Origin of the sequence: Ningiella algicola, assembly GCF_028401415.2 — a bacterium.
Classification (GTDB): Bacteria; Pseudomonadota; Gammaproteobacteria; order Enterobacterales; family Alteromonadaceae; genus Glaciecola.
Window position 1 is genome coordinate 3,515,290 of record NZ_CP171821.2, and the last position, 23,153, is coordinate 3,538,442.

At 46.3% G+C, this 23,153-nt stretch carries 20 protein-coding genes; 18 read left to right on the plus strand and 2 right to left on the minus strand.

The genetic code is table 11. The features are described from left to right. The first annotated feature begins 3 nt into the window (after positions 1 to 3). Positions 4 to 660, plus strand: a complete 657-nt coding sequence (locus PN836_RS15310) for a hypothetical protein (protein WP_395339831.1) — start codon at positions 4 to 6, stop codon at positions 658 to 660. Here the strand turns inward: PN836_RS15310 and PN836_RS15315 are convergent, their stop codons facing one another. Together PN836_RS15315 and PN836_RS15320 are read right to left on the minus strand one after the other, a co-directional pair. Then, positions 661 to 1,332, minus strand: coding sequence for a tetratricopeptide repeat protein (locus PN836_RS15315; protein ID WP_395339834.1), 672 nt, complete (start codon positions 1,330 to 1,332; stop codon positions 661 to 663). A gap of 176 nt (positions 1,333 to 1,508) precedes the next feature. Next, positions 1,509 to 3,383: a glycoside hydrolase family 9 protein gene (locus PN836_RS15320; RefSeq protein WP_395339837.1), complete on the minus strand. Its 1,875-nt coding sequence runs from the start codon at positions 3,381 to 3,383 to the stop codon at positions 1,509 to 1,511. A 586-nt stretch (positions 3,384 to 3,969) separates the two neighbouring features. Between PN836_RS15320 and PN836_RS15325 the strand changes: the two genes are divergently transcribed. From PN836_RS15325 to PN836_RS15405, 17 genes are all read left to right on the plus strand, one after another. Next, positions 3,970 to 4,944, plus strand: a complete 975-nt coding sequence (locus PN836_RS15325) for a biogenesis protein MshI (protein ID WP_395339839.1) — start codon at positions 3,970 to 3,972, stop codon at positions 4,942 to 4,944. Further along, positions 4,934 to 5,572 (plus strand): PilN domain-containing protein, encoded by a 639-nt coding sequence (locus PN836_RS15330; protein ID WP_395339846.1) that lies wholly within the window; start codon positions 4,934 to 4,936, stop codon positions 5,570 to 5,572. The genes PN836_RS15325 and PN836_RS15330 overlap by 11 nt, the downstream gene beginning before the upstream one ends. Further along, a complete protein-coding gene (gene pilO, locus PN836_RS15335; protein WP_395339849.1) occupies positions 5,556 to 6,239 on the plus strand; it encodes a type 4a pilus biogenesis protein PilO in 684 nt (227 codons plus the stop codon). The genes PN836_RS15330 and pilO overlap by 17 nt, the downstream gene beginning before the upstream one ends. Next, positions 6,229 to 6,636 (plus strand): hypothetical protein, encoded by a 408-nt coding sequence (locus tag PN836_RS15340; protein WP_395339850.1) that lies wholly within the window; start codon positions 6,229 to 6,231, stop codon positions 6,634 to 6,636. The genes pilO and PN836_RS15340 overlap by 11 nt, the downstream gene beginning before the upstream one ends. Further along, a complete protein-coding gene (mshL, locus tag PN836_RS15345) occupies positions 6,633 to 8,366 on the plus strand; it encodes a pilus (MSHA type) biogenesis protein MshL (protein WP_395339852.1) in 1,734 nt (577 codons plus the stop codon). The genes PN836_RS15340 and mshL overlap by 4 nt, the downstream gene beginning before the upstream one ends. A gap of 3 nt (positions 8,367 to 8,369) precedes the next feature. Next, entirely contained in the window at positions 8,370 to 9,332 is a 963-nt protein-coding gene (locus tag PN836_RS15350) for an ExeA family protein (RefSeq protein ID WP_395339853.1), read from the plus strand. After that, positions 9,329 to 10,567 (plus strand): tetratricopeptide repeat protein, encoded by a 1,239-nt coding sequence (locus PN836_RS15355; RefSeq protein WP_395339854.1) that lies wholly within the window; start codon positions 9,329 to 9,331, stop codon positions 10,565 to 10,567. Before PN836_RS15350 ends, PN836_RS15355 begins: the two co-directional genes overlap by 4 nt. After that, positions 10,567 to 12,399 carry a GspE/PulE family protein gene (locus PN836_RS15360; RefSeq protein WP_395339857.1) on the plus strand — a complete coding sequence of 611 codons (1,833 nt, stop codon included), beginning with the start codon at positions 10,567 to 10,569 and terminating at the stop codon, positions 12,397 to 12,399. The genes PN836_RS15355 and PN836_RS15360 overlap by 1 nt, the downstream gene beginning before the upstream one ends. After that, complete coding sequence (locus PN836_RS15365; RefSeq protein ID WP_395339859.1) at positions 12,399 to 13,646, plus strand: type II secretion system F family protein; 1,248 nt, start codon at positions 12,399 to 12,401, stop codon at positions 13,644 to 13,646. The genes PN836_RS15360 and PN836_RS15365 overlap by 1 nt, the downstream gene beginning before the upstream one ends. Positions 13,647 to 13,676: 30 nt before the next feature. Beyond that, the gene (locus PN836_RS15370) at positions 13,677 to 14,102 is read left to right on the plus strand and encodes a hypothetical protein (RefSeq protein ID WP_395339860.1); all 426 of its coding nucleotides are present in this window, start codon (positions 13,677 to 13,679) and stop codon (positions 14,100 to 14,102) included. Positions 14,103 to 14,276: 174 nt separating this feature from the next. Next, the gene (locus PN836_RS15375) at positions 14,277 to 14,882 is read left to right on the plus strand and encodes a type IV pilin protein (protein ID WP_395339863.1); all 606 of its coding nucleotides are present in this window, start codon (positions 14,277 to 14,279) and stop codon (positions 14,880 to 14,882) included. A 22-nt stretch (positions 14,883 to 14,904) separates the two neighbouring features. Next, entirely contained in the window at positions 14,905 to 15,417 is a 513-nt protein-coding gene (locus tag PN836_RS15380; RefSeq protein ID WP_395339865.1) for a prepilin-type N-terminal cleavage/methylation domain-containing protein, read from the plus strand. 86 nt (positions 15,418 to 15,503) lie between these two features. After that, entirely contained in the window at positions 15,504 to 16,052 is a 549-nt protein-coding gene (locus tag PN836_RS15385; protein WP_395339868.1) for a pilus assembly FimT family protein, read from the plus strand. Continuing rightward, on the plus strand, positions 16,042 to 16,644 hold the full coding sequence (locus tag PN836_RS15390) for a type IV pilus modification PilV family protein (protein ID WP_395339871.1): 603 nt from the start codon (positions 16,042 to 16,044) through the stop codon (positions 16,642 to 16,644). Before PN836_RS15385 ends, PN836_RS15390 begins: the two co-directional genes overlap by 11 nt. Next, a complete protein-coding gene (locus PN836_RS15395; RefSeq protein ID WP_395339873.1) occupies positions 16,644 to 17,510 on the plus strand; it encodes a type II secretion system protein J in 867 nt (288 codons plus the stop codon). Before PN836_RS15390 ends, PN836_RS15395 begins: the two co-directional genes overlap by 1 nt. Next, entirely contained in the window at positions 17,500 to 17,943 is a 444-nt protein-coding gene (locus PN836_RS15400) for a type II secretory pathway component (protein ID WP_395339875.1), read from the plus strand. Before PN836_RS15395 ends, PN836_RS15400 begins: the two co-directional genes overlap by 11 nt. Next, complete coding sequence (locus PN836_RS15405; protein ID WP_395339877.1) at positions 17,940 to 22,994, plus strand: DUF6701 domain-containing protein; 5,055 nt, start codon at positions 17,940 to 17,942, stop codon at positions 22,992 to 22,994. The genes PN836_RS15400 and PN836_RS15405 overlap by 4 nt, the downstream gene beginning before the upstream one ends. Positions 22,995 to 23,153 lie beyond the last annotated feature (159 nt).

The following is a 23,153-nucleotide window of genomic DNA, read 5'->3' on the forward strand; positions in this document are numbered from 1 at the left end:
AATATGTTGATATATAAACTTGCATTTGTTCTTGGGTTAACTGTTTTACTTGCCGCTTGCGGCTCAACTAGTCCGAATGTGAGGAATAATGACCCAGTCTTACACCTACAATCTGAATCATCGATTGTGGTGCTGGGTCGACGTCATATTCTTCGTACTAAAACCGAACGGGATTACGTCAGTTGTGTAGGAGAGAGCTTGAGCGAGCGTTCGCCTCAAATTTCGGTTATTCCAGAGCAACACTTCACAGATGCACTTTATCCGTTTTTCGAGTCGAGCGTGGCACCTCTAAATGAAAAGAATTTGGGGGAAATGCTCAAACAGGCGGCCATTGCTGAAAAGCTTGATGAGTTAAATGTGCGCTATTTAGTTTGGATCCATGGCAACACACAACGAATAGATGAGTCTGGCGGCGTATCTTGCGCGGTAGGGCCTGGAGGCGGCGGTTGTTTTGGATTTGCTACTTGGGAAGATGAGGCAATATATGAGGCAGATGTGTGGGAACTCGATAAACTCTCTTCTTCCAGTACGGTCGTTAGTCAAGTCAAAGGCACGTCATATATGCCAGCCATTATTATTCCCATTCCCATTTTAGCTCGGGTGCAGTCTAGTGCGTGTGAAGATTTGTCTCGGCGAATATGGCACTCAATGACCTTTTGACTATTCGCCTTGCTCGTTTGCGATATTGTTTGAGCGAATGATTTTATTCGCTTTATTTGCCAGGTTACGAGCTTGTTTAGCGAGGCTTTCGCGATCCCCTAACAACTGCCGCTCAATCGCTTCAATTTTCCAATTTACAACACGATTTAAAATGTCGATTAGCTTGTTCTCATCGTCTTTATATACGCGGCGATGAAGCCAGTACAAATACTCATAATTACTATTCACATCGATCCAACTCTCAAGCAAACGATTGGTCGCAATAAGCTCTTCAACAATGGCAAATTGACTGGCGTCATAAAGGCCGTGGTTCATGCGGTGTACTTCTAAACTTCTTTCAAACGTATTTCGCGCTTTGACCTTATCACCTTGCTCTCGATAGATTTGGGCTAAGATGAATAAATGTGTACTTACATCGACATGATGTACGCCGTTTGCGGCCTCTATGTCACTTATTTTTTGCTCAAGATACTGCTGAGTTTCAAAAAGTTCCTGTTGATGAGTCGATGCCTGAAGCTTGTTAGGCGCTCGCTTTTCAAAGCTTAGGTTATTTGCGTCAGTTGCCAATGTATTACTAGGTGTTTGAGCGAGTGCAAAAAACGGCTTGCTTACGAGTATAAATACGCCAAAGGCTAAACATGCAGGCCTTAGAATGCACTTAGATACCTTCATACACAACCTCGTCTCATGCTGCGAGAGCATGGGTGTTTCGTTTAAGAAGTCAAAGTTTAGTGCTCAAAGCCCCGATTGACAAATAAACACGCTCTAGGGGTCTGTAAAAATGAAAAACCGCCCTGTGTAGCGGACGGTTTCTAAGATCCTTGCCTTAAGTCGGTACTAAGACGTGACTAATCAAAGCCGTTCCAACTGTCTAGCTTAGACTGTAAGGCAGAGTTTGAAAGCGGTTTGCCGCCATGTTTCTTATACATATAAATGAGCGGTGCCTGAATGGTAGAGTTATAGTCAACCGTTGGCTCGTTACCCGTCCAGTTGCCGTGATCATCCACAAAATCATAGTCGTTTTCGGTCACGCCGCCTAACAGAGCACCCCACAGCATGTTTTTGTTAACGCCGTCAAAATTAGCGCCGCCGCTGGCGCCCCGATGGTGAATCTGCGTACAGTTACTATTGGTATTGAAGCCGCATATGTAACTCATATTGACTGGATTAGAACCGAGTAAATAATCCACCTGCGATTTGATATGTGTATCCCACGAGCTGTTGTTTTTAGCCTTGGCATAAATTGACATGGTCATTAATGCAGGCGCAACGCTGCCGCTGGAGCCCCAATTATTGCTATCGTGAAGCACGTAGCCGCCCGAGGTGCGCTTGAGATCTGCGCCAGCATTTTTCCAAGTGTCAAAATAGGTTTTTACTTCACGCTCACGATCAGGGTAGTTTCCCCAAATCGATAGCAAGGTGCTGACCAGTTGCTCTTGATGCTCAAAGCCTGCTGCCCACATACTCAAATAGCTATCGTCCATAATCGTATTTGCATAGTTTCTATGACTTGTATTGCCGGTGGCAAGGTAAACGCCTAACGCGCCTAGTGCCAGTTCATCTTCATCGCCATTGGAGTTTTTATATACAGTCACTACGCCGTTGTTCTCGCCTAAACCGCGATTGTTTTTGGCAAACTCAAGTAATTTTTGAGATTGGTTTTTAAGCGTATTTGGGTAGCTACCCTCAAGCACTTTTGAACAAAAACCCATGGCAGCGGCAGCGAGCGCGGCATAGTCGCTTCCGTGCTTGTTTTTATCCACACGATAAACGGGGCGCCAGTGTGTGGTTTGCTCTAGCGTTAACCATTTTGGGTGATCAGTTGCGCTATCGGATAGCTGCACAACAAGTGACTGCGTATTGCCATTACTGTCGCGTTCATGCGCTTTGAGCAAGAAGTCGATACCGTGTTGCGCTTGCTTTTGAATTTCATCATATTGGCCAAGCTCTTTCAGTTCATCTTCAAAGAAATAGGCGGTTATACAGGTCGCCGCAATGGCAGAGAATTGTGCTTTGCCAAATAAAATATTATCGCCAGCATCTCCCCAACCACCCGATAAATCGCCGTCAGTATAGGAATTTTGTCGCCACGGAAGGCGCGTATCGGTTAATGTGCCAAACTGATTTGCGGCAAAAAACAGCGGCGTTAGCTGCAGCGCATGGCCGTAGTTATGAGTGGAGCTCTGATCTTTGGGATTGCCTTCATTGCCACCGTCATCGCCACCGCCATCATCACCCCCATCGCCAACAATGCTTCGAGTGAAGCGCATACTGCCCCAGTCCGCTCTATAGTTAGCCATTATTGTATCTGCCCAATTACTGTCGGCGGTGGCGTTGAGATATGTAGCCGTCCATACATTTTGCAGTCTTACCTGGTTATTGCCTGCGCTTTGTCTGCGCCACTTTTGGCTTCCCCAGGCTGCGTTGAGAGGGGCGGTTTTTACTTCTGCACCTGCGCCCTCGGCGGTTGCGGTGAGGTAGTGCCCGCTCCAAGTATTCTTATAACGATATATACCGTTGCCCAAGTTTTCTTCTTGCCATTGCTGAGAACTCCAAGTGGGCTGATCATCAGCGACTTTTACCAAACTCCAAGCGTCTTTGCTTGATGCAGTCAGATAACGCTGGCCCCAATTTTCCTGCAGGCGAACCGTGCCGGCAAAACTTTGCATAGATAGGCTAAGCAAAAATAGCAAAGCCGCCATGTTGATTAAATGCTGTTTCATTTTTCATCCTGTGTGTGTTGCAAACGCAATTTTTAAACTAAATGCGTTCACATTGAGTCTTGAATATATGATGCAGTGCATCGAGTGCGCATAAGTCAGAAGGTGCGGTAACAGCAAAAAGCAGATGCGTGCAGAAAAGAAAAGCGTGCGAGAGACTCGCTGCACAATGAAAGTCATCCGCAGGTATAAACCGCGTAAACTCATGTCTGTTTGCTGTCCCGTTAATTAGTGTGCTCTTTCCATGAGCCAGCTTTTTTACCATAGGTAAGATGGGCAAACATGTACAGGACAAAGCAAAAAAGTGTTACGGACTTGTTAAATTAATGAATCTAATAACCCGCACTTAGTTCCCCCCTAAACCATTCTCAGCGTCCGCCGATAAGCTGTAGAGAAGGCATAAAGGCTCTATTGTTCGAAGTTATTTCAACGCTGCTTTAGTTTTGGCAATTGTTTTGCATGTTGTCTGCCTAATAGCAGGCTTTGATGGTGCTTTTGTGGCTTTGCTTACGTCAATTTGACGCATTTTTGGCGGTGAGCTGATCACTCACAATATGGAAAAAATGCAAATAAAACAGAACTGAGAACTATGCGCATTAGTTGGAAACAGTATTTAAACCAGAAGTTTAGAAAGCCCAGCGCTTTTTATTCCGTCGGCATTGCATTCACGGCAGAGCAAGTGTTGCTGTGTGCCTTGCGAGAATCGGGCGATGGTCTTGAATGGGTCTTAGACGCAAGTTTTACCCATAAGTCTTGGGCTAATGATTTGGCCGAATATGTCAAACAGCATAAGCTGCAAGGCACTCCTTGTTATTTCACGCTGACATCTCACTGGTACAAAATGCATCAGTTAGACTCTCCTCAGGTACCTGAACAGGAACTGCATGGCGCACTTAAATGGCCACTGCAGGAAATTATTGGCAGCAATGTCGATATGACCTATGACTACACCCAAATGCCAGCGCAAGTAGCGGGGCAAAATAAAGTACTCGTAGTCGCTATCGCCGCTAAAGAAATCAAAAAATTAAGCCGAGCTATTTACAATGCTCAGCTTGATTTAAAGAGTATTACGGTCGAAGAGCTCGCGACTACGCAATTACTTGAACACAGCAATCAAGCCGTTATCACCTTGGTTCAAGAGCATGGCGAAGACGTAGTTCTGAACATCATAAAAGATAAAAAACTGTATTTTAGTAGACGACTCACGGGTTTAGATAACATCAGTAGCTTTACCATTGATGAGCTCAACATGGGTGTTATTGACTCACTTGCGGTGCAAATCCAGCGCTCGATGGATTACTTTGAAAGTCAGCTTCGCCAAGCCCCTGTTAAGCAAATTTTAGTTAAATTGGATACTAATCACGCTGAACATGTTTGCAATATGATTGCAGAGTCCATGGGTCTACCTTGTGACGTGCTTAGCCCACAACTTCAATGTGCACCTCAGCTAAATTTTAAAATGGCAAGTTTTAGCTGCTTGGGTGCAGCCCTTTCCCATGAGTCTTCATCGCACGCGGTGCAAAACGAGACAGGTCAAAGTCAGGAGCCTGCTCATGAAGTTTAATATCAATCTTTATCACAAAGCCTTTCACCCTAAGTTTGAGTGGCTTACCGGTGTGAATATGTTCGCTATATCGGCTTGCGTGCTTGCGCTTTGTTTGGCCGGATTTGCTGCATTATATAGTTGGCAAACCAGCCTTGAATCAGAAATGTCGAGGGTCACACAAAGTATTGCCACTGAGCAGCAAAGCATCAACGACCTGACCAATGCCTTACAAACCCGCACCGGCAATGCCGTCCTGGGCGCCAAGCTAGCGCAATTGCAACGCGAATTGGCCGCAAAAGATGCATTGCTCAGAAAAGTTCAAGACCTTGGGGATATGAAGCAAAGTGGCTTCTCCAATTTATTTGACGCCTTTGCAAATGCCAATTCTCAACACGTCTGGATTCGTTCATTTACTGTGGATGAGGATGCGCTATTGATTAACGGCAGCGTATCAAAACCCTCTGCCTTAACCCAATGGATTGCCGATTTAAGCGGAACGGTATTTTTTGAAGGCAAAGAGTTCGACGAAGCGGTGCTTGATAGGAACGAAGAAGACTTAACTTTTCAATTAAAGAGTGAAGCAGGCATCGCCGGTACAGGTGCACTTAAGCTTGCTTCTCAGGGGCGTCATGATGACTCAAAGTAAATCAACACGCCCGCAGCAAAGTAGTTTTAAGCTTGCCATCGAAAAATTTGATGCACTTGGCAATAGAGAGAAGCGTCTGGTTTTTTTTGCCTTACCTTGTGTGATGCTATTTTTAATGGTCATGCTAGTGCTTGAACCTCTTTATGTGCAAATCAAACGAGAGCAAGCACAAATCGTGAGTCAGCAGTTGCAATTGTTGAATTTGCAGGAAACTAGCGCTGCTTTAATTCAGAGCGTGCATCAAGATCCTGATGCAGCTACCAAGGGACAGATCCAAGCGATTGAAAACCAGCTTGCGCATGCAGATTCACTGTTTGACGATGAGCTTGGGCAACTCGTTTCGCCTAAAGCTATGCCCATGTTGTTAGAGCAGTTATTTGAACGCGCTCAAGGCTTAGAGTTAATGCAAATGGAGTCAATTGCGCCAACGCCGGTATTTGAGGATCAGGGACAGATAGAAGAAACAGCACTCTACCGACAAGGTATTCGGATTCGATTTCAAGGTGACTATTTTCAAACGCGCGACTTTTTTGCAGATGCTGAGCGTTTGAAATGGCAGCTCTATTGGAAGTCATTACGCTACAGCGTTGACACGCATCCTCTTGCTACCACTGAGCTTGAGGTATTTACATTAAGCACGAGCGAGGCATTCATCGGTGTTAACTAAAAGCAAAGCTGTTCTATTTACCCTATTTGTATTTTTCAGCCTTATGCTGGCTACCGTGTTTTTACAGGGGCTTGTTTTCGCCAAGCAAACACCAAGTAGTGTCAGCCAAGACCCAACAAGACCACCCAGTGTCATCGTGCAGCAGCTTCAGCCTTTGCAAAAAAATGTAGGCTTTAACTTAAGCGCAATATTTACGCGTGATGCAAGGCGTTACGCGGTGGTGAATGGCGAGGTGCTTGCCCAAGGCGACCAGATCATGGGGATGCAAGTGATGATGATTAACGACCAAGAAGTGACACTTGGACACTTGTCTAAAATCGACACAAGTTTGAGTAAGGATGACATCGTACTCAGCGTGCAGAACAACTCTTCAATGAGTAAGCAGGTAGTAAAATGAACAAGCAGTTTTTACGATTCAGTGTAAGTGGATTTGCCTGCGCCTTTGTACTGTTAGGCTGCAGCAATACTAATAAAAGTCATGTTGAGCAACATTTGGCAAATGAGATTGCTAACATAAGTACAGATGCGCCCGCTAAAGTCACTCCATCTGTGGTAAATGCTGACGACACGGCGGCCTTAACTCGGCTACCTGATTCAGTTTCGCAGACCTTGCTCAACCCATTGCAAGCAACCGCTGGCACCGACTTAATTGCGCAAGAAAAATATGACATTAATGCCCGTTCAGTAGATGCAGCCTCGTTTTTTGCAGGCCTGGTAAAAGATACGCCTTATTCGGTCGCTATACATCCGGAAGTTGACGGCAGTATTTCATTGGATTTGAAACAGGTATCTCTGGATAGCATTTTTTCTTTGGTATCCGACCTTTACGGCTACCATGTTGAGAAAAAAGGGACAATTTACCGCATCATGCCGACTGGTATGCGCACAGAAACCTTCCCCGTTAATTACCTGATAATGCAACGAAACGGCAACACTCAAACTAGCATCATCTCTGGTGGCGTGGCCCAAAATGGCGGCAATAACCAACAGGGTGGCGCGTTTGGCAATCAAGGTTTCAATAACTTTGCAGGCGCTGGCTTGCAGGGGAGTGCCGGATTAGGCAGCCAACAAGGCGGCAATATGATGGGTGGCAATGTAGGTAACAACGGCACCATGATAAGTACCAGCATCGAAACCAATTTTTGGGAAAACTTAGAAGAAAGCCTGCGCGCGATGATTTCAGATGACGGTGATTCCAATCGCACAGTGCTTGTGTCGCCTCAGGCCGGTTTGGTGACGGTACGCGCCTATCCAGACGAGCTTAAAACGATTCGCAAGTTTTTGAGCAGCACCGAAGAGAATTTGACGCGACAGGTAGTGATCGAAGCAAGAATTTTAGAGGTCGAGCTTGCAGATGAATACCAACAAGGGATCAATTGGAATCAAATTGTATCGAACATCGGTAGCACTGACCTCCAGTTTTCAACAACTGCTGGCATATTGGGTAATTCTATATCGGCTGCGCTTGGCGGCGTAACATCGCTTTCATTTAACAATGAAGACTTTGGTGGTGTAGTTGATTTATTATCCACCCAAGGCGATGTACAAGTACTGTCCAGCCCCAGAGTGACAGCAATCAACAATCAAAAAGCAGTGATAAAAGTCGGTGATGATGAGTATTTTGTGACCGACATCTCAAGTCAAAACACCATTACTGCAAATGCGACATCGGTTGTTCCCGATATTGAGCTAACGCCATTCTTCTCAGGCATCGCCCTTGATGTTACCCCACAGATTGACCAAAACGGCTCTATTTTGCTGCATATTCATCCGTCGGTGATTGAGACGGAAGAGCAAGAAAAAGTCGTTACCCTGAACGAAGAACGCATTGTGTTGCCCTTGGCTCAAAGCACGATTCGAGAGTCCGATACCATCATTAAAGCGCAATCGGGTGAAGTGGTCGTGATTGGCGGCCTGATGCAAACCATCAAAAGCACCGAAGTCAGCAAAACACCACTGCTAGGCGACATTCCGGGCCTGGGCAATCTGTTTAAAAACAAGCGTGACCGAGAAATCAAAAAAGAACTTATCATTTTATTAAAACCTACCGTGGTGGGCGAAGGCACTTGGCAAAATCAGTTAGAGCAAAGTCGCTCTACTATGGCAGATTGGTTATACGTGGAGTAAGGCATGTACTTGTATCACTTTGGGATCAGGGAATTACCGTTTACCTTGACGCCAAACACGCAATTCTTTTTTGGTTTACCGTCGCACAAAGAGGCGATTGAAGTCCTCAGCACCGCCCTAAGTGCCGGTGAAGGCTTCATTAAAGTGACGGGCGAAGTGGGCACAGGTAAAACGCTCATTTGTCGTAAGCTATTGAATGAACTTGATGAGCATTTTGTTACCGCTTATATCCCCAATCCTTATCTCAATCCGCAGGAATTGAGACGTGCTGTGGCCTCAGAGTTAGGCGTAGAGCTAAGCAATGACAGTGACCAGCAGGAATTTAGCCAGCGCATACAAAAGCGTTTAATTGAAATTCGCAAGAGTAAGCGCTCTGCAGTATTAATTATTGATGAAGCGCAAGCACTCCCAGACGACAGCATCGAAGCGCTTCGTTTGATGACAAACTTAGAAACTGAGTCGCAAAAACTGATGCAGGTTGTGCTATTTGGTCAACCTGAGCTTAATGCAAAAATTGCACAGGATTCACTGAGACAATTACGTCAGCGCATTACCTTTTCCTATCATTTGCAGCAAATGAATGCTGATCAGATTTATCAGTATATTCGTCACCGTATGCGGGTTGCTGGGCATCCAAATGGGGAGGTTTTTGAAGCGAAAGTCTGCGAGAAAATACAAAGGTTTACCCGCGGAACGCCAAGGCTTGTCAATATCGTGTGCCATAAGGCGCTAATGCTTTGTTTTGGAGAAGGTGCGAAAACAGTGAGCGAACAACATATCAAGCTTGCCGCGTTGGATACAGAAGCGGCAGAAACTGCTCACCAAATGCGCTGGCTATATCGATTCAACAAATGGCTTTTACCCGCAGCGACGCTTGCTCTTCTCGCCATCTTTGCGCTTGGATTTTCTCACAGCTACGCAGCGATTCAGGAGATGGGGCAACTTATGGCGATGGTATCTAAGTGAGTGTGGTCAACAAAATGCTGCAAGATTTGGAGGCGAGAAGACGCCTTGCAAAGCAGCAGGCACAAAACAAACAAGGGCAGGCCTTTAGTGCAGACTACGTAACTGATTCTGCAAGCGCGAACACGTCAAAACGAGAGCTAAACAATATCCGCTTTAGAAAGCCGCTTATGTTCGTTTTGGGTCTAGGCACGCTCGTATGCGCAATAGCACTGTTTTGGCAAAACCAAAATTTGATGAGCGCGCTGCATCAGCAAGAGGCTAATCAAGCGCTTATTGCGGATTCTCTTGCATTACACGCTAAAACACAGCTTGATAACGCAGCCCTTGTTGCCAAACAACGCCAGACACAACTGACTCAGCAAAATAAGAACGTATCGGGTTTTGGCATCGCTTCTGTGGACAACTTACCTGGCAAGACTGAACAGTCTGTTGACGATACAGCGCTGGATAATGATTCGAATAATACGAGCATTGAGATGCTCGAACCAAGGGTGAATGACGACGGTAATCAAACGCTTATTGTCGCTCAACAGCTTACAGATGAAGCCCCGCCGTTGATGTCAAATAATGCTTATGTATCCAGTACGGATGTTGTCAATCAGGCATCTGCTCAACAAGCAGAAGAACAAGCCTTTCGTGTCTTACCAAGCAGTGGTGATGAAACTAAACAATCTATACTTCGCGAGCAGGCGCGAGTGGCACTTATCGACAATGATATCGGCGCTGCGATAAGCGCACTAAGCACGCTAGTAGAGCTTTACCCACAAGACTCGCGCGCCCGTAAACAATTAGCGTCGGTGCTTTTTTCACGGCAAGCCTATGAGCAAGCGTCTATTGTGCTTAAGGCCGGTTTGCCGCATGCACCAGCAGACAGCGATATGCGCGTGATGTTAGCACGACTGCTGTATAAAACCGGCGAGTATTCTCAAGCACTTCAGACCTTAAAATCTCATCCTTATCCACATCTAGCGGACATAGAATTAATCAGTTTTAGAGCGGCACTGGGTGAGCGAATGGGCGAGTATAGCAGTGCTTATGAAGACTACACTCTGCTGACTACACGTGAGCCCAATAACGCAAAATGGTGGTTGGGCTTGGGTGTAAGCCAAGACAAGCTGTCAATGAGCGCACAGGCCATCGAGTCTTATTATCAAGTACAAAACCTCAATCAGTTGCCCACAGACGTTAATCAATTCGTTGAGCAACGCATAGCCGTATTGACGAGGCAAATTTAATGGTACAAAGAGCAAAACTCAGACTCGGTGACCTACTGGTTCAAAATGGTCTCATCAACGATAGTCAGTTAAAAGATGCGCTGGCGGAACAACGCCAAAGCGGGCGCAAACTTGGTGCCACCTTAATCGCCATGAATTTGGTGAGCGAGATGCAGCTGTTAGAGCTACTATCGAAACATCTCAATGTGCAAGCCATTGATATTCAAGACTATCGCGTGAATCAAAGCGCAGTGCGCCTATTGCCTGAGATTCAGGCTAGACGCTATCGTGCGCTTGTCATTGATGACATAGGAGAACGCTTGCTTGTGGCGATGACAGACCCCGCCGATATTAATGCGGTCGATGAGCTAAGCGCAAAATTACCCAAGCCTATTGAGCTTGCCGTGGTCAGTGAATCACAGCTGTTTACCGCGTATGAGAGTTTCTATCGAAAAACCGAAGAAATCGCTTCATTTGCGACCGAGCTTGCAGACGAGTATCAAGATGGTGAAGAGTTTCAGTTAGGTAAAGACCTAAATGACGACGAAGATAACCTCGTAGCGAAGCTCTTGCAGTCTATTTTTGAAGATGCCGTATTGGCAAAAGCGTCTGACATTCATATTGAGCCAGGTGAAGAGCACTTGCGCATCCGTCAGCGCGTAGATGGGGTACTACAAGAGAACTTAATTCCTCAGCATAGCATTGCTGCGGCGCTTGTTTTGCGCCTGAAGCTAATGTCGGGATTGGATATTTCTGAAAAGCGTTTACCGCAAGACGGCCGAACACAGGTGAAGATAAAAAACAGAGATATTGATATACGTGTATCGACCATGCCTATTCAACACGGCGAGTCAGTGGTGTTAAGGCTCTTAGATCAATCTCAAGGTATATTATCGCTTGAACAAACGGGTATGCCCGCCTCAATGATGAAGCGCTTTCGACATTTGTTAGGGCGACCTCACGGCATGATTTTAGTCACCGGCCCTACCGGATCGGGGAAAACGACCACGCTCTATGGTTCGCTCAATGAACTTAATAAACCAGAAAGTAAAATTATTACGGTGGAGGACCCAGTCGAGTACCGTTTGCCTCGAATTAACCAGGTGCAGGTTAACCCCAAAATTGATTTGACCTTCGCTAACGTGCTTCGTACCACACTGCGCCAAGATCCCGATATTTTGATGGTGGGAGAAATGCGCGATCAAGAAACCGTTGAGATTGGACTTCGCGGCGCGCTCACCGGTCATTTGGTTCTATCCACCTTGCATACCAACGACGCCATAAGCTCGGCAATACGCTTAATTGATATGGGCGCACCCGGCTATTTGGTGGCTAGCTCGCTCAGAGGCATTGTCGCCCAACGTTTGGTGCGAAAATTGTGCGAGCGATGCGCACATAGTGCCCCGCCTACATCCGAGCAGAGTCTGTGGTTATCTCGCATGGATGAAAGCCATATCAACCAAGACTACAAACATGCAGGTGGTTGTCAGACTTGCAACTATACAGGCTATAAAGGTCGTATTGGCGTTTTTGAGCTGCTCGAAATGAATGAAGCGATGATGCATGCTTTAAAAAGTGGTGATACTGCTGAATTTAGCAAACAGGCTCAATTACATGAGCATTACAAACCGCTCGCAATGGCGGCCTTAGACTATGCCAAACAGGGAATGACTAGTCTTGATGAAGTACTCAAATTGATTGAGCTAATAGATGAAACGCAGTTCATGGAGCCGGTTGCGGAGCCTCACAAAAAACAGCCTTACGAAAATCAATCTCAAGAGAAAGTGCCCGAGCAAAGTGTTTCAAATAAAGACATGTCCGCAAATAAGCTTAAGCTTGAGGATATTGAGTAGTGGAAAGCTATCAGTATTTAGGAAGAAACGCGCAAGGAGAGGTCATTCGCGGCACCCTGGACTCAGTTGACGAACAGTCTGTCGCAAAGACCTTGCTGACGAAGCAAATCACGCCGGTAAGCATTGCGCTTGCAGATAAGACATCCGACACAAGGGGTAAGCGCAAACAAAGCAGCGCTAGTGCTGACAGAGAGTCGGTAAACTTCTTAACACCCAAGGTCAAAATACAAGATTTAGTGATATTTTGCCGCCAAATGTACTCGTTGACCAAAGCCGGTATCCCAATTATCCGCTCGGTCTCTGGACTGACTAGCACTAAGTGTTTGCGTTTACGAGTTGCGCTTTTCGATATTATTGACCAATTAGAAAAAGGCCGTAATTTATCGTCGGCCATGGCGCAGCACCCGCGAGTGTTTTCGCAATTGTTCGTGAGCATTATTCATGTGGGTGAAAATACCGGTCAATTAGAAAGCGCATTTTTGCAGCTTTCTCAGTATTTGGAGCGCGAACAAGAAACCCGCAAACAAATCAAAAGTGCCACCCGATACCCGAGTTTTGTCATCGTTGCATTAATCGGTGCGCTTGTGGTGATGAACATCTTTGTTATTCCAGTATTTGCCGGGATGTTTGAGAAGTTTGATACCCAACTTCCTCTGATGACTCGCTTCTTGCTTGCCATGTCCGATTTTTTTATCCATCGATGGTATATATTGCTGGGCACAATTTTGGTATCAGTTTTGATAATTAAGCACTACAAAGATACCCAAAAAGGGCGTTTAAAGTGGGACTATTTGAAGCTACGAATACCGGTGGTGGGCGACATAATAGAGCGTTCATTACTCGCCCGTTTTTCACGAAGCTTTACTTTGATGCTAAAAGCCGGTGTACCGCTAACGTCTGCGCTGTCATTGGTCGCTGAGGCAGTAGGCAACGCGCACATGCATCAAGCCATTATTGGCATGCGAAAACGCATCGAAAAAGGGGATAGTTTGAGCAGAGTGTCCGCCAGCAGTGAATTATTCACACCGCTTGTACTGCAAATGATAAATGTGGGAGAAGAGACTGGCCGTGTGGATGAGCTTTTGGCCGAAGTTGCTGATTTTTACGAGCGAGAAGTTGAGTACGACATCAAGAGTCTGACTTCAAAAATAGAGCCGATATTAATATCGATTGTTGCAGTCATGGTGCTTGTTTTGGCGCTGGGAATATTTACCCCAATGTGGGACATGATGGGAGTAGTAAAGTAGATGTATGCGTTGAGGCCATGGCAAATTGCCGTGACCATTTTTATTGTGATTACTGTAGTAGCGCTTGCTGCTTTGCATATGTTTTCGCATAACGATAAATGGCAGAACCATGGTGTTGAAGTGTTACGGCACAAAGTGGAGAGCGGCCTTGCGCAAATTCATGGACAGTGGGCAAGTGAGGGTAAGCCTGAGCAGATAGTGTTTCAGCCGCGAACCCATAATCAAGCAATTACGATCAGTCTTCACTCAGATGGCCGGCCAAAAATCGACATCAACCCGCACAGTTGTCGCAAGTTTTTAAACTGGTTTATTGACGGTTCGTCCATTGATCGGGGCGTTAGTATCAGTTCGGACTTAGAACGTAGCTGTAATTTTAAGGTGGCTCAAAGCACCTTCGCTTATCAACTCAGCGATGATGCCGCAGATAGCGGCGCATATACGCAAGACATTCCATGAGACAAAGTTGAGCGGCGGTCCCACAAGCGTAGAGGCGTTACGGTATTGGCACAGTTCTCGCTAGGGTTCTCACTTATGAACGCATTACGAGCGGCAACTAAACAGCAAGCGCTAAGTAAACCATCAAAACCTGAGAAACAGGCGAAGTAGAAACGAATTTAGGACATGAAAAGCATGCCAACAAAACTGAATAACGCGAACAAGGGTTTTACCTTAATTGAATTAGTTATTGTGGTAGTCATACTGGGGCTTTTGGCCGCCACCGCTATACCACGGTTTTTAAACGTGACTGAAGATGCCGAAGACGCAACCGTAGAAGGGGTCTCTGGCGGGTTTGCAACAGGTGTTGGCCTTGTGCGTGCGCAGTGGGAAATTGAAGGGCGTCCATCGAATAACCTCGCAGCCAATCAAACTTTCGTCACCATTGAGGGGATCAGAATTGCCGTCGATGCGGACACAGGCTACCCCAGTGGACAAGTGGGTAATGGCGCAAGCACTGAAGATGTCGATGTGACGCGCACCGACTGTGAGAGCATTTTTAATTTGATTATGCAAAGTGCACCTACTATCACCTCTGTCTGGAATCCTAATGTGGCGGAAGAATTTACCTACTTTACCAACGTGAACCAAGCAGCGGGCTCCGGCAATAACGATGTGTGTCACTATTATTTGATGCAAACGGTAAAGAATTTAGCCAATCAGCCGTTAACAACGAATATTGGTAACGGTTTTGTCTACGACCCACGCATTGGGCAAGTACAAGTATTTAGCAATAACTAATTTTATATTTGAGGATTTTTACATGAAACAACAACGTGGCTTCACGCTAATCGAACTCATCATCGTTATTGTTATTTTAGGCATACTGGCAGTGACTGCAGCGCCTCGCTTTATTGATATTCAAAGTGATGCACGCGAAGGCACGCTAAATGGCGTTAAAGGGGCCTTACAAGGCGCTTCTCAACTTGTCTTTGCAAAGGCGGCTATAGCAGGCGTTCAGCGCTTGGCAACGGCGGATGCAAACGCTGAAGTAACAATAAACGGTATCGTCATACCAACTGAATTTGGTTATCCGGATGCTGGAGCATTCACGAGTATTTCAGACGATGTGTCTGGAAGCACGCCGGTAAGAGGTGCGGGTAATTTTCTTGATATAAGCGACGATGAGTTTGACCTAACGCGTATGTCTGCAACTGCGTTTCGTATTACCTTTGAGGGTGAAGCTGCAAGCACTTCGACATGTTATTTAGAATACACGAATCCACCCGGGGTCAATCAGGTGCCAACGTACAGTGTAGTCGCCACGCAGTGCTAAGTGGTTAAGGAAACAAAGCCGACTGAATTGATGCAAGCGAATATTAATTAGATTAGTCATAGCTATCTCATGAAAACAGAGGGCGTATGTTAATCAAGCTCCATTTTACTCAACGAGGTTTTACCCTCGTTGAGTTGATCACAGTCCTTGTTGTTTTGGGCATCGTCTCCATTGTCGCCATCCCCCGATTCTCTGGAACCGATACCTATGCCGAGTTTGCGCTACAGCAGCGTTTGAAAACCGCGCTTCGCACTTTACAAATAAAGTCCATGTACGACACCCGAGCAGGATTTTGCTACAAACTAAACGTCAGCATCTCATCCTCAAGCACAGAAGCAGCCTTTGGTCCGGCCACTAACAACTATCAAAGCGGTAATGAAAGCAACACCTGTGCTAACACGATTGATTTTACTGCCCCGAGCTATCTTCGAAGTGCTAGCAACGAATTATCCGCGCAAAATATAGACATTGAAGCGCTTGATTCAGGTTTAGCAATAAGTTTTGTTGAGTTTAACTCACTAGGTCAGCCCATCAGCAGTCGAGGGCAATGTACCGCGGGTTGCGAGCTGTCTTTCATTGGCGCAGCTACTGCAAAAGTGTGTATTAGTTCACAGGGCTATGTTCATGATTGCTAACTCGGGTTTTCAATCTTCTTCTAATGGCGGTTTTACCTTAATTGAACTCATTTTGGGTATGGTGGTGTTCGCTGTGGCCCTGGTGGCTTTAGCCAATGTGTTTATTCCACAGGTAAGCAAGGGCATCGACCCCATATGGCAAGTGCGAGCCGTAACCCTTGCACAATCGCTGAGTAACGAAATTCGAGCCAAAGCATTTGATGAGAACTCAAGTTTTGGTACCAGCAATGCCCCTTGCAATGTCGACACCGCCTGCACACAAAGTGCAAGCCTTGGACCAGATGCAGGCGAAAGTCGCGATTTGTTTGATGATGTCGATGATTATCATGGTTTGTTCCTAGATGGCTCTGATATCGCCAATTCGCTGAGTATGAATACGCGTTTTGCGGGCGTTGATGTGTACGCAGGTTTTCGTGCCCAAGTGAGCGTAATCTACGACGATAATGCAGATGGCATCAACGATGACGATGTTGATGCAGATAGTGTTCTTGACACTGGCACGTATCAGGGAAATAAGAAGCTCATTAGAATAGAAGTATTCACGCCTGCAAACGAAAGCCTTGCGTTTTCAATGTATCGGGAGAATTACTGATGCATAAACGAGCGAGTGGTTTCACCTTAGTTGAGCTTATTTTGGTAATTGTCATTTTAGGGATCGTGGGTCTGGGCATTGCAGGTTTTGTGCGAAGTGCCACGTCTGCCTATTTAGATATGACAGAACGAGAAGCGTTACTCAGAGACGGCAGTTTTTTTGTGGAGCGCCTCACCCGAGAACTTAGTGATGCGGTGCCAAATTCAGTGCGCCTTACAGGCAACGCAAGCGCTCATTGCCTTGAATTTGTGCCCATTAATTGGAATACCTATTACCTCGATATTCCGCTTGTAGACGAGTCCGGGGCAACGGTTGATTTAATTGAGATGAGTAACGATTTGCAAGGCCAGGTCTATGTACCGGACGCAAATGACGTAGCCATCGTTTACCCATTGCGCGCGGAACATGTTTATGGTGTGCCAAATCCCGACAACGCTGATGATATTCGAATGCGTCCAATTTTATCTTGCGATGATGACGACAATGATTGTTCAACAGCCACTGATGCAGACTCAATTGTTCAGTTGAGCTTGGGGGACGGATTTTTCACTGACTCGCCCTCTAAGCGAATTTACATTGCGGATCAAGCCATTAGCTATTGCGTGCGCTCAAACGCAGTTTATCGACATGTAAGTAACATCAGTGGCGCGCAAAGCTTATATACAAGTGGCGGGGTATTAATGGCTGAAAACATAAACAACATTCTGTCGGCAGACCCAAGTATCTCGCCGGGTGACCAAGACCCTTTTAGGATATTTGACAGCTCCTTAAGACGAAACGCCTACACACAACTGCGCTTTATTCTTTCAAGAGAAGATGAGCAAATCAGTTTTATTAAAGAGGTGCATACGCCGAATGTTCCCTAATAAAATAAGCGTCAACAAGCAAAGTGGTAGCATGCTGGTCATTGCACTTTTTGTGTTGGTCATCCTAAGTTTGCTTGCAGGTACGATGATCACCATCATCTCAGGCTCCAGTAAGTCTGTGGTGCACGAGGTTTACGGATTACGTGCACAGCAAGCTGCGCATGCAGGCCTTGAAACGCTGATTGCTGCGAGCTTTCCCTTATCTTCACCCGCGCAAAGCTGTAGCACTACCATCAACAGCAGTGCAAGTTTCTCACAAGTCGATGGCTTCCAAAATTGCCGTTACACCGCAACTTGCTCGTCTGATGACATTACCTTTAATACCGCAAATTCTCGCTACTATCGCTACTCCAGCACTGGATTTTGCGATACGGGAAGTGGCGTAGTAAGCCGAACGCTCTATGTGGATGCGATGCAGGAGGAATTGCCGTGAGTTGTCAAAGCTTCCAAGGTCTTCGAAAAAGCTTTTTTGCTACTTCGTTGTTGATGATATTTCTGCTAAGCCCTAAAAGCTTTGCAACACAATGTTTAGACTTCTTCCCCGACCCCGTTGCCTCGTTTGCCAGTAACGGCAGCGTATCTTTTGCAGCAAACAGCAAGCTAATTGGATCAGATACCGTTTTAGATATTGGCATTTTGACTGATTTGTCTGCTGCTAGTTGCGATAGCGCTGCTTGTACCACAAGTGGAAGCAATACAGCTTCACTAAACTTCCCTGCCTTTCAAACCACCACAAGCTCAACGGATGTAACCGTCGCGTTAAACGGCTCGCAAACGATGAATCAAGTTGACCTCGATCAAGTCAGTATTCAAGCAAATGGTCGCATAACGGTGCAAGGGCAAGACGGTCAAGTGCGGATCGCAAGGCTTACCCTTGCCGATAACGCTCAGATTGTGCTGACATCGGGTGTGTATTTTATTGACGAACTATCTATGTCTACTAGTGCCAGGATAAACGTCACTACGGGAAATCGCGCAATTATCTATGTCAACTCCGCTAGTTTGGGGAGCACTGTTCAAATAAACGCCTCAGGTAGTGCTGACCAGCTGGTTATCAGTGCTTCGGGCAATGTGAGTATGGGCAGTGGCGCCACAGCAAGTGCATATCTTTATGCCTTGGGAGAGGTGAATCTTGGTCAAAATACGCAATTTTATGGTGCGATAAACGCGCAAAGCGTTCAACTCGCTCAAAATGCAACGGTTACTTATCAGGTAGCACAAATCGAACAAGCGAACTTCAATGCTGCTTGTGGACTGAACGCGCTCTTGCCCAATCCCATTGTGCACTACTCTATGGATATGTGCTTATCGCCGCAGCGTAATAAGGGCATAAAAGACGAAATTGGCAGTAATGACGCTGACGCGCTAAACGGCGTTAGCGTAGACTTTGATGGGAAGTATTGCCAAGGCGCATACTTTGATGGCGATAAAACCGCTATTGATATTCAAGATGCCGGTTGGTTTGATTTGCAGCAGGGCAGCTTATCGCTGTGGGTAAATGCTGAGGATTTGAGTTTTAGCAATGCGCCCTCAGCAGGCCGTCAAGGGATTGTGTCAAAAGATGCTGTCAATGGCGAGATTGACGATAGGCTGTCGCTACTTTTAGAGCCATCTGGTCAGTTATTACTCAATTTAAGAGGAGAAAACAACACATGGTTTACCACAAGCCCAGTTATCACTGAAGGGGCGTGGCATCATGTTACGCTCACATGGGGGCCTTCAGGTGTTTACTTATACACCGATGGTGCGCTTCGCGGCAGCGACACCAGCAATACCAGCGCTAAGCTGCAACCAAACGGATTGGATATGGCGCTTGGGGCGAGTAGCCGTCAATTCAACTTGTCGGCCAATATTGAACGATCATCCCAGTTGCGCGACTTTTTCAAAGGCAGCCTAGACGAGCTTAAGGTATTTGATGTGCAGCTAAATGCGGCGCAAGTTTCGCGCTTATACACCTTGGCAGCGCAAAGCTGTGACAGTTGTTCTAACTCTCCGGTTTTACTTTCCCACTTTTCTTCCGATATTTGCAGTATTGAGGCAAATGAAATTGTTGATGTCGTAAGCGGATACAACGGCACCAGTTACAACGGCGTCTCCACTGAGGTAGCGAGTCGTTTTTGTCAAGGTCTCAAGCTAGATGGCGATACATCCTTTGTGCATGTTCCTAATCAAAGCGATTACCAAAACAGTGGCGGTGCAATAGCGCTTTGGTTCAAAATTGACGATTTATCTCATACCTCCAATCCTTTGGTTTTTAGCAGCGGCAGCCAGCAACTTGGCAATACCCTGTTTTCCAAAGGTGTGCCAGATGATTCGAGCGAGGGATACACTCTAGTGAGAGTGACCGAAGGCGGAAGACTTGCCGGACGGATTCAAACTGACAGTGCAAGAGTGCGTTTCACTGGATCAGGCCTTGTTAGCGAGAACACATGGCATCATATGGTATTGAGTTTCGGCGCCCAGGGCCTCCAAATTTATTTAGACGGGACTGAGGTGTTTGCAGATCCTTTTTTAACAACCGCATGGGATCAAAACTCAGCCGACTTAGTGCTCGGTGCATTGGGGACAATATCTGCTGGCAATAGTCCGTCAACCAGTAGTTTAAATAACTTTTTAAAAGGCGAGCTGGATGATGTCAAAATTTATCGCAATCAGCCCTCTGCAGCAGATGTAAACGCATGGTACAACGACAGCGACTATGTGTGCTCCTCGTGCTCATTTTTGGTAGCGCAATACACATTTGACGACGCCGATATAAGCGGCGACTTTGTCAACGATGTCAGCGGTAATGGCAACACAGGGCAGTTTCAACGAAATTTGTCGACCGTATTGCCCAGTGACAACATTGCATGTCGAGCCTTGGAGGTGCCTGACTCGCGCTCACGCAGCAACTTCGAGAATTTCGATACTGGCATTGACCTTAACGACATCGGCAATCAGGGGGGAGTATCATTTTGGTATCGCTCAACATCTGACTGGGGCGGTGATGGACCAAAGCAACTGCTTGACGCGACTCGTGGAAATAAGTTCTTTTACTTGAGTATTCGCGACAATGGCTCACTTTCCTTTGGTGCCGAGGACGAAAATGACAGAGATGTATGGGCGAGAACCGCCATCCCGGGGATAAAAGCAAATGAGTGGGTGCATATTGCGCTAAGTTGGAACTACGACGCGCGCTTTATGACTATCTTATTAAACGGTCGAGAGTATCACCGTCAGTCATGGGGCAGTTGGTATAATAATATTGCCCCGTATGGAACATTAACTTTTGGTGATAATAAAAGCACTTATATTGTGCTGGATATGACAGGCAATTCCGCTGACGGTTACTTTGATGACATCCGAGTGTATCGTCAAATGGTAACTGAGGCTCAGGCTCAGCTCGATATGGCAAACGTACAAGCGTGTGAATCGACGGTGCGCTATCTCATTGAGCATCCTGAAAGCGCCAGTGCCTGCGCAAGCCCATCTGTTACCTTAAAAGCCTGTGCAAATGACGACTGCAGTGAACTCAGTGCAGATCCTGCGACCTTAAGGCTGACACCGGCAGATGCTTGGGCGCAATCTCTAGTGACTTTCACAGGCCAAACTCAGGTTCAGTTAAGCTATGATGAAACGGGCACGCTCACTATTGGAAGTGATGGGCAAACCCCACTTGCACCCGTTAGCTGCGAGCCCGATTGCACGATTGAGTATGAAGAATTTGGTTTAGAGTTTTTCAATCCGCTGACAGGTCAAACTGAGTTTAGCAGCACGCCATTAACGGCAGAGTCCTCCTTCTCAAGTTTAGGACTGCGTGCCACTCAAAAAAGTGGCGCAAGTTGCGATGCCCTGGTGAGTAACTCGCAAACCATCAATATCCAATATCAGTGCATTACTAGTGAGTCAACGCCCTATTTAACTGGAGGGTGTCAAGTTCCCTTTGCTGGTATTCCTTTGAGCACAAGTGGACCTCATTCAGGCAGTATTGATCTAGATTTTGACGCAAACGGCCTTGCTGACTTTGCTGGTCTGTCATTTGCAGATGTTGGTGTATTGAGTTTGACTGCATCAATGGATATCGGCACAGGTGAGAGTGTATCGGCAAGCACGCTAGTAAGCGTTGCACCAGATTCGCTTTTGCTAGACAACACTGCGCCAACGAAGCCAACTGCAGGACTAGCCTTTGAGACGACAATACAAGCAAAGGGAGCACTTGGTGGCACCCTCGTTAGCTACCAGGCAAATGAGCTTGAAGTGTCGGCGCAAAGAGTTACACCCTCTTCAAGTTCCGGAAATGACGCAGAAATCAATTTTAATAGCAACAATGCCATTACAACTAGCACTTCCATTCGATATGCGCCTTTAAATTCGCTTTCGTTTGCTAGTGGCAATGCCGCTATTTCAAACACTGTCGTTGAGGAAGTCGGAACATACATCATTCGCGTTCGAGATGACGATTATCTGGGCAAGCAAGTAAGTTCCAATGAAATGGCACTGGGGCCGGTGATCCCCGCGTATTTCAGTGTAAGACAAGTGAATAGCGCAGTGCTTCAGCCATCAGCAATTACTTTTACCTACGTTGGGCAAGCCTTTGGATTTTTGGAACTCAGCGAGCCTGAACTTGAAATCACCGCCTACAATGCGCAGGGCCAAGTGACGCGCAATTATGCGGACAGTCTGTGGCGCTTGCCAGCAGATCTCTCAAGAGTCGATAGCTTTGTCAATTATACGGACACTTCAGTTTATTCAGGCGATATTCTCAGCGTCAGTAAAGCAGACAGTGTGATGCTATCTAATCAAAACATATATGACGGCAAAGCGACTGTTCGGCTATCTGAGCCCTTATTAAAATACAACAAAATTGCGAGTCCCGCTGGCGCAGACGCAAGCCCCTTTGATGCGGCCCTATCCATTGACTTTGCCCCAAGCTTTTTTACTGACCTGGACAATGTGTGTTTTAAAAATAATGCCTCTGAGAGCACATGTCGGTCATTTTCAATTGATAGCGTGGGTGGCACGCAGATGCGCTATGGCCGGTTAGCATTAGAAAATACCTTTGGGCCTGAAGACAGAGCGCTTCGGGTGCCTGCGGTTGCGCAATACTTGCTTAACGGCAGATGGCAAACGAATCTCCAAGATAACGCCACAGTCATTCAATTTACTCAGGCAAATGGAGATATTGACATTATCCACGATCCACAAAGTTCAAACAACTTAGCTTCCGAAATCAGCGGGCTACTGGCAAACTCAACCCTAATGGGTGGATATTCTTCAGGGAACGATCTTGTGATATCGCCGGTCATAGTCAGCGGTAGTGCACAAAGCGGAAGCTTTTTTATCAGTCTTGATGGTGATTCGACGGGCTTAGCGTGGTCAGAGTATTTGAATATTGACTGGGATGGCGATGGCGATATTGACAGCGATGATCAACCCAGTGCAGCGGTGAGTTTTGGTCTATATCGAGGGGATGATAAAACGATTCACTGGCGCGAGTCTTTTTAAGGCGTATTTTAGGCACAAAACCACTTGCGGCGCTTGCTCTAAGGGCGTTGCATTGTTAAAGTTACGCCATTGTAGTTGGACACAGTCAAACATACGCCGTTTTCCAATAAAAACCGGCGAATTTTTTGCATCTGACCTTCACTCACATAACAAAAACAA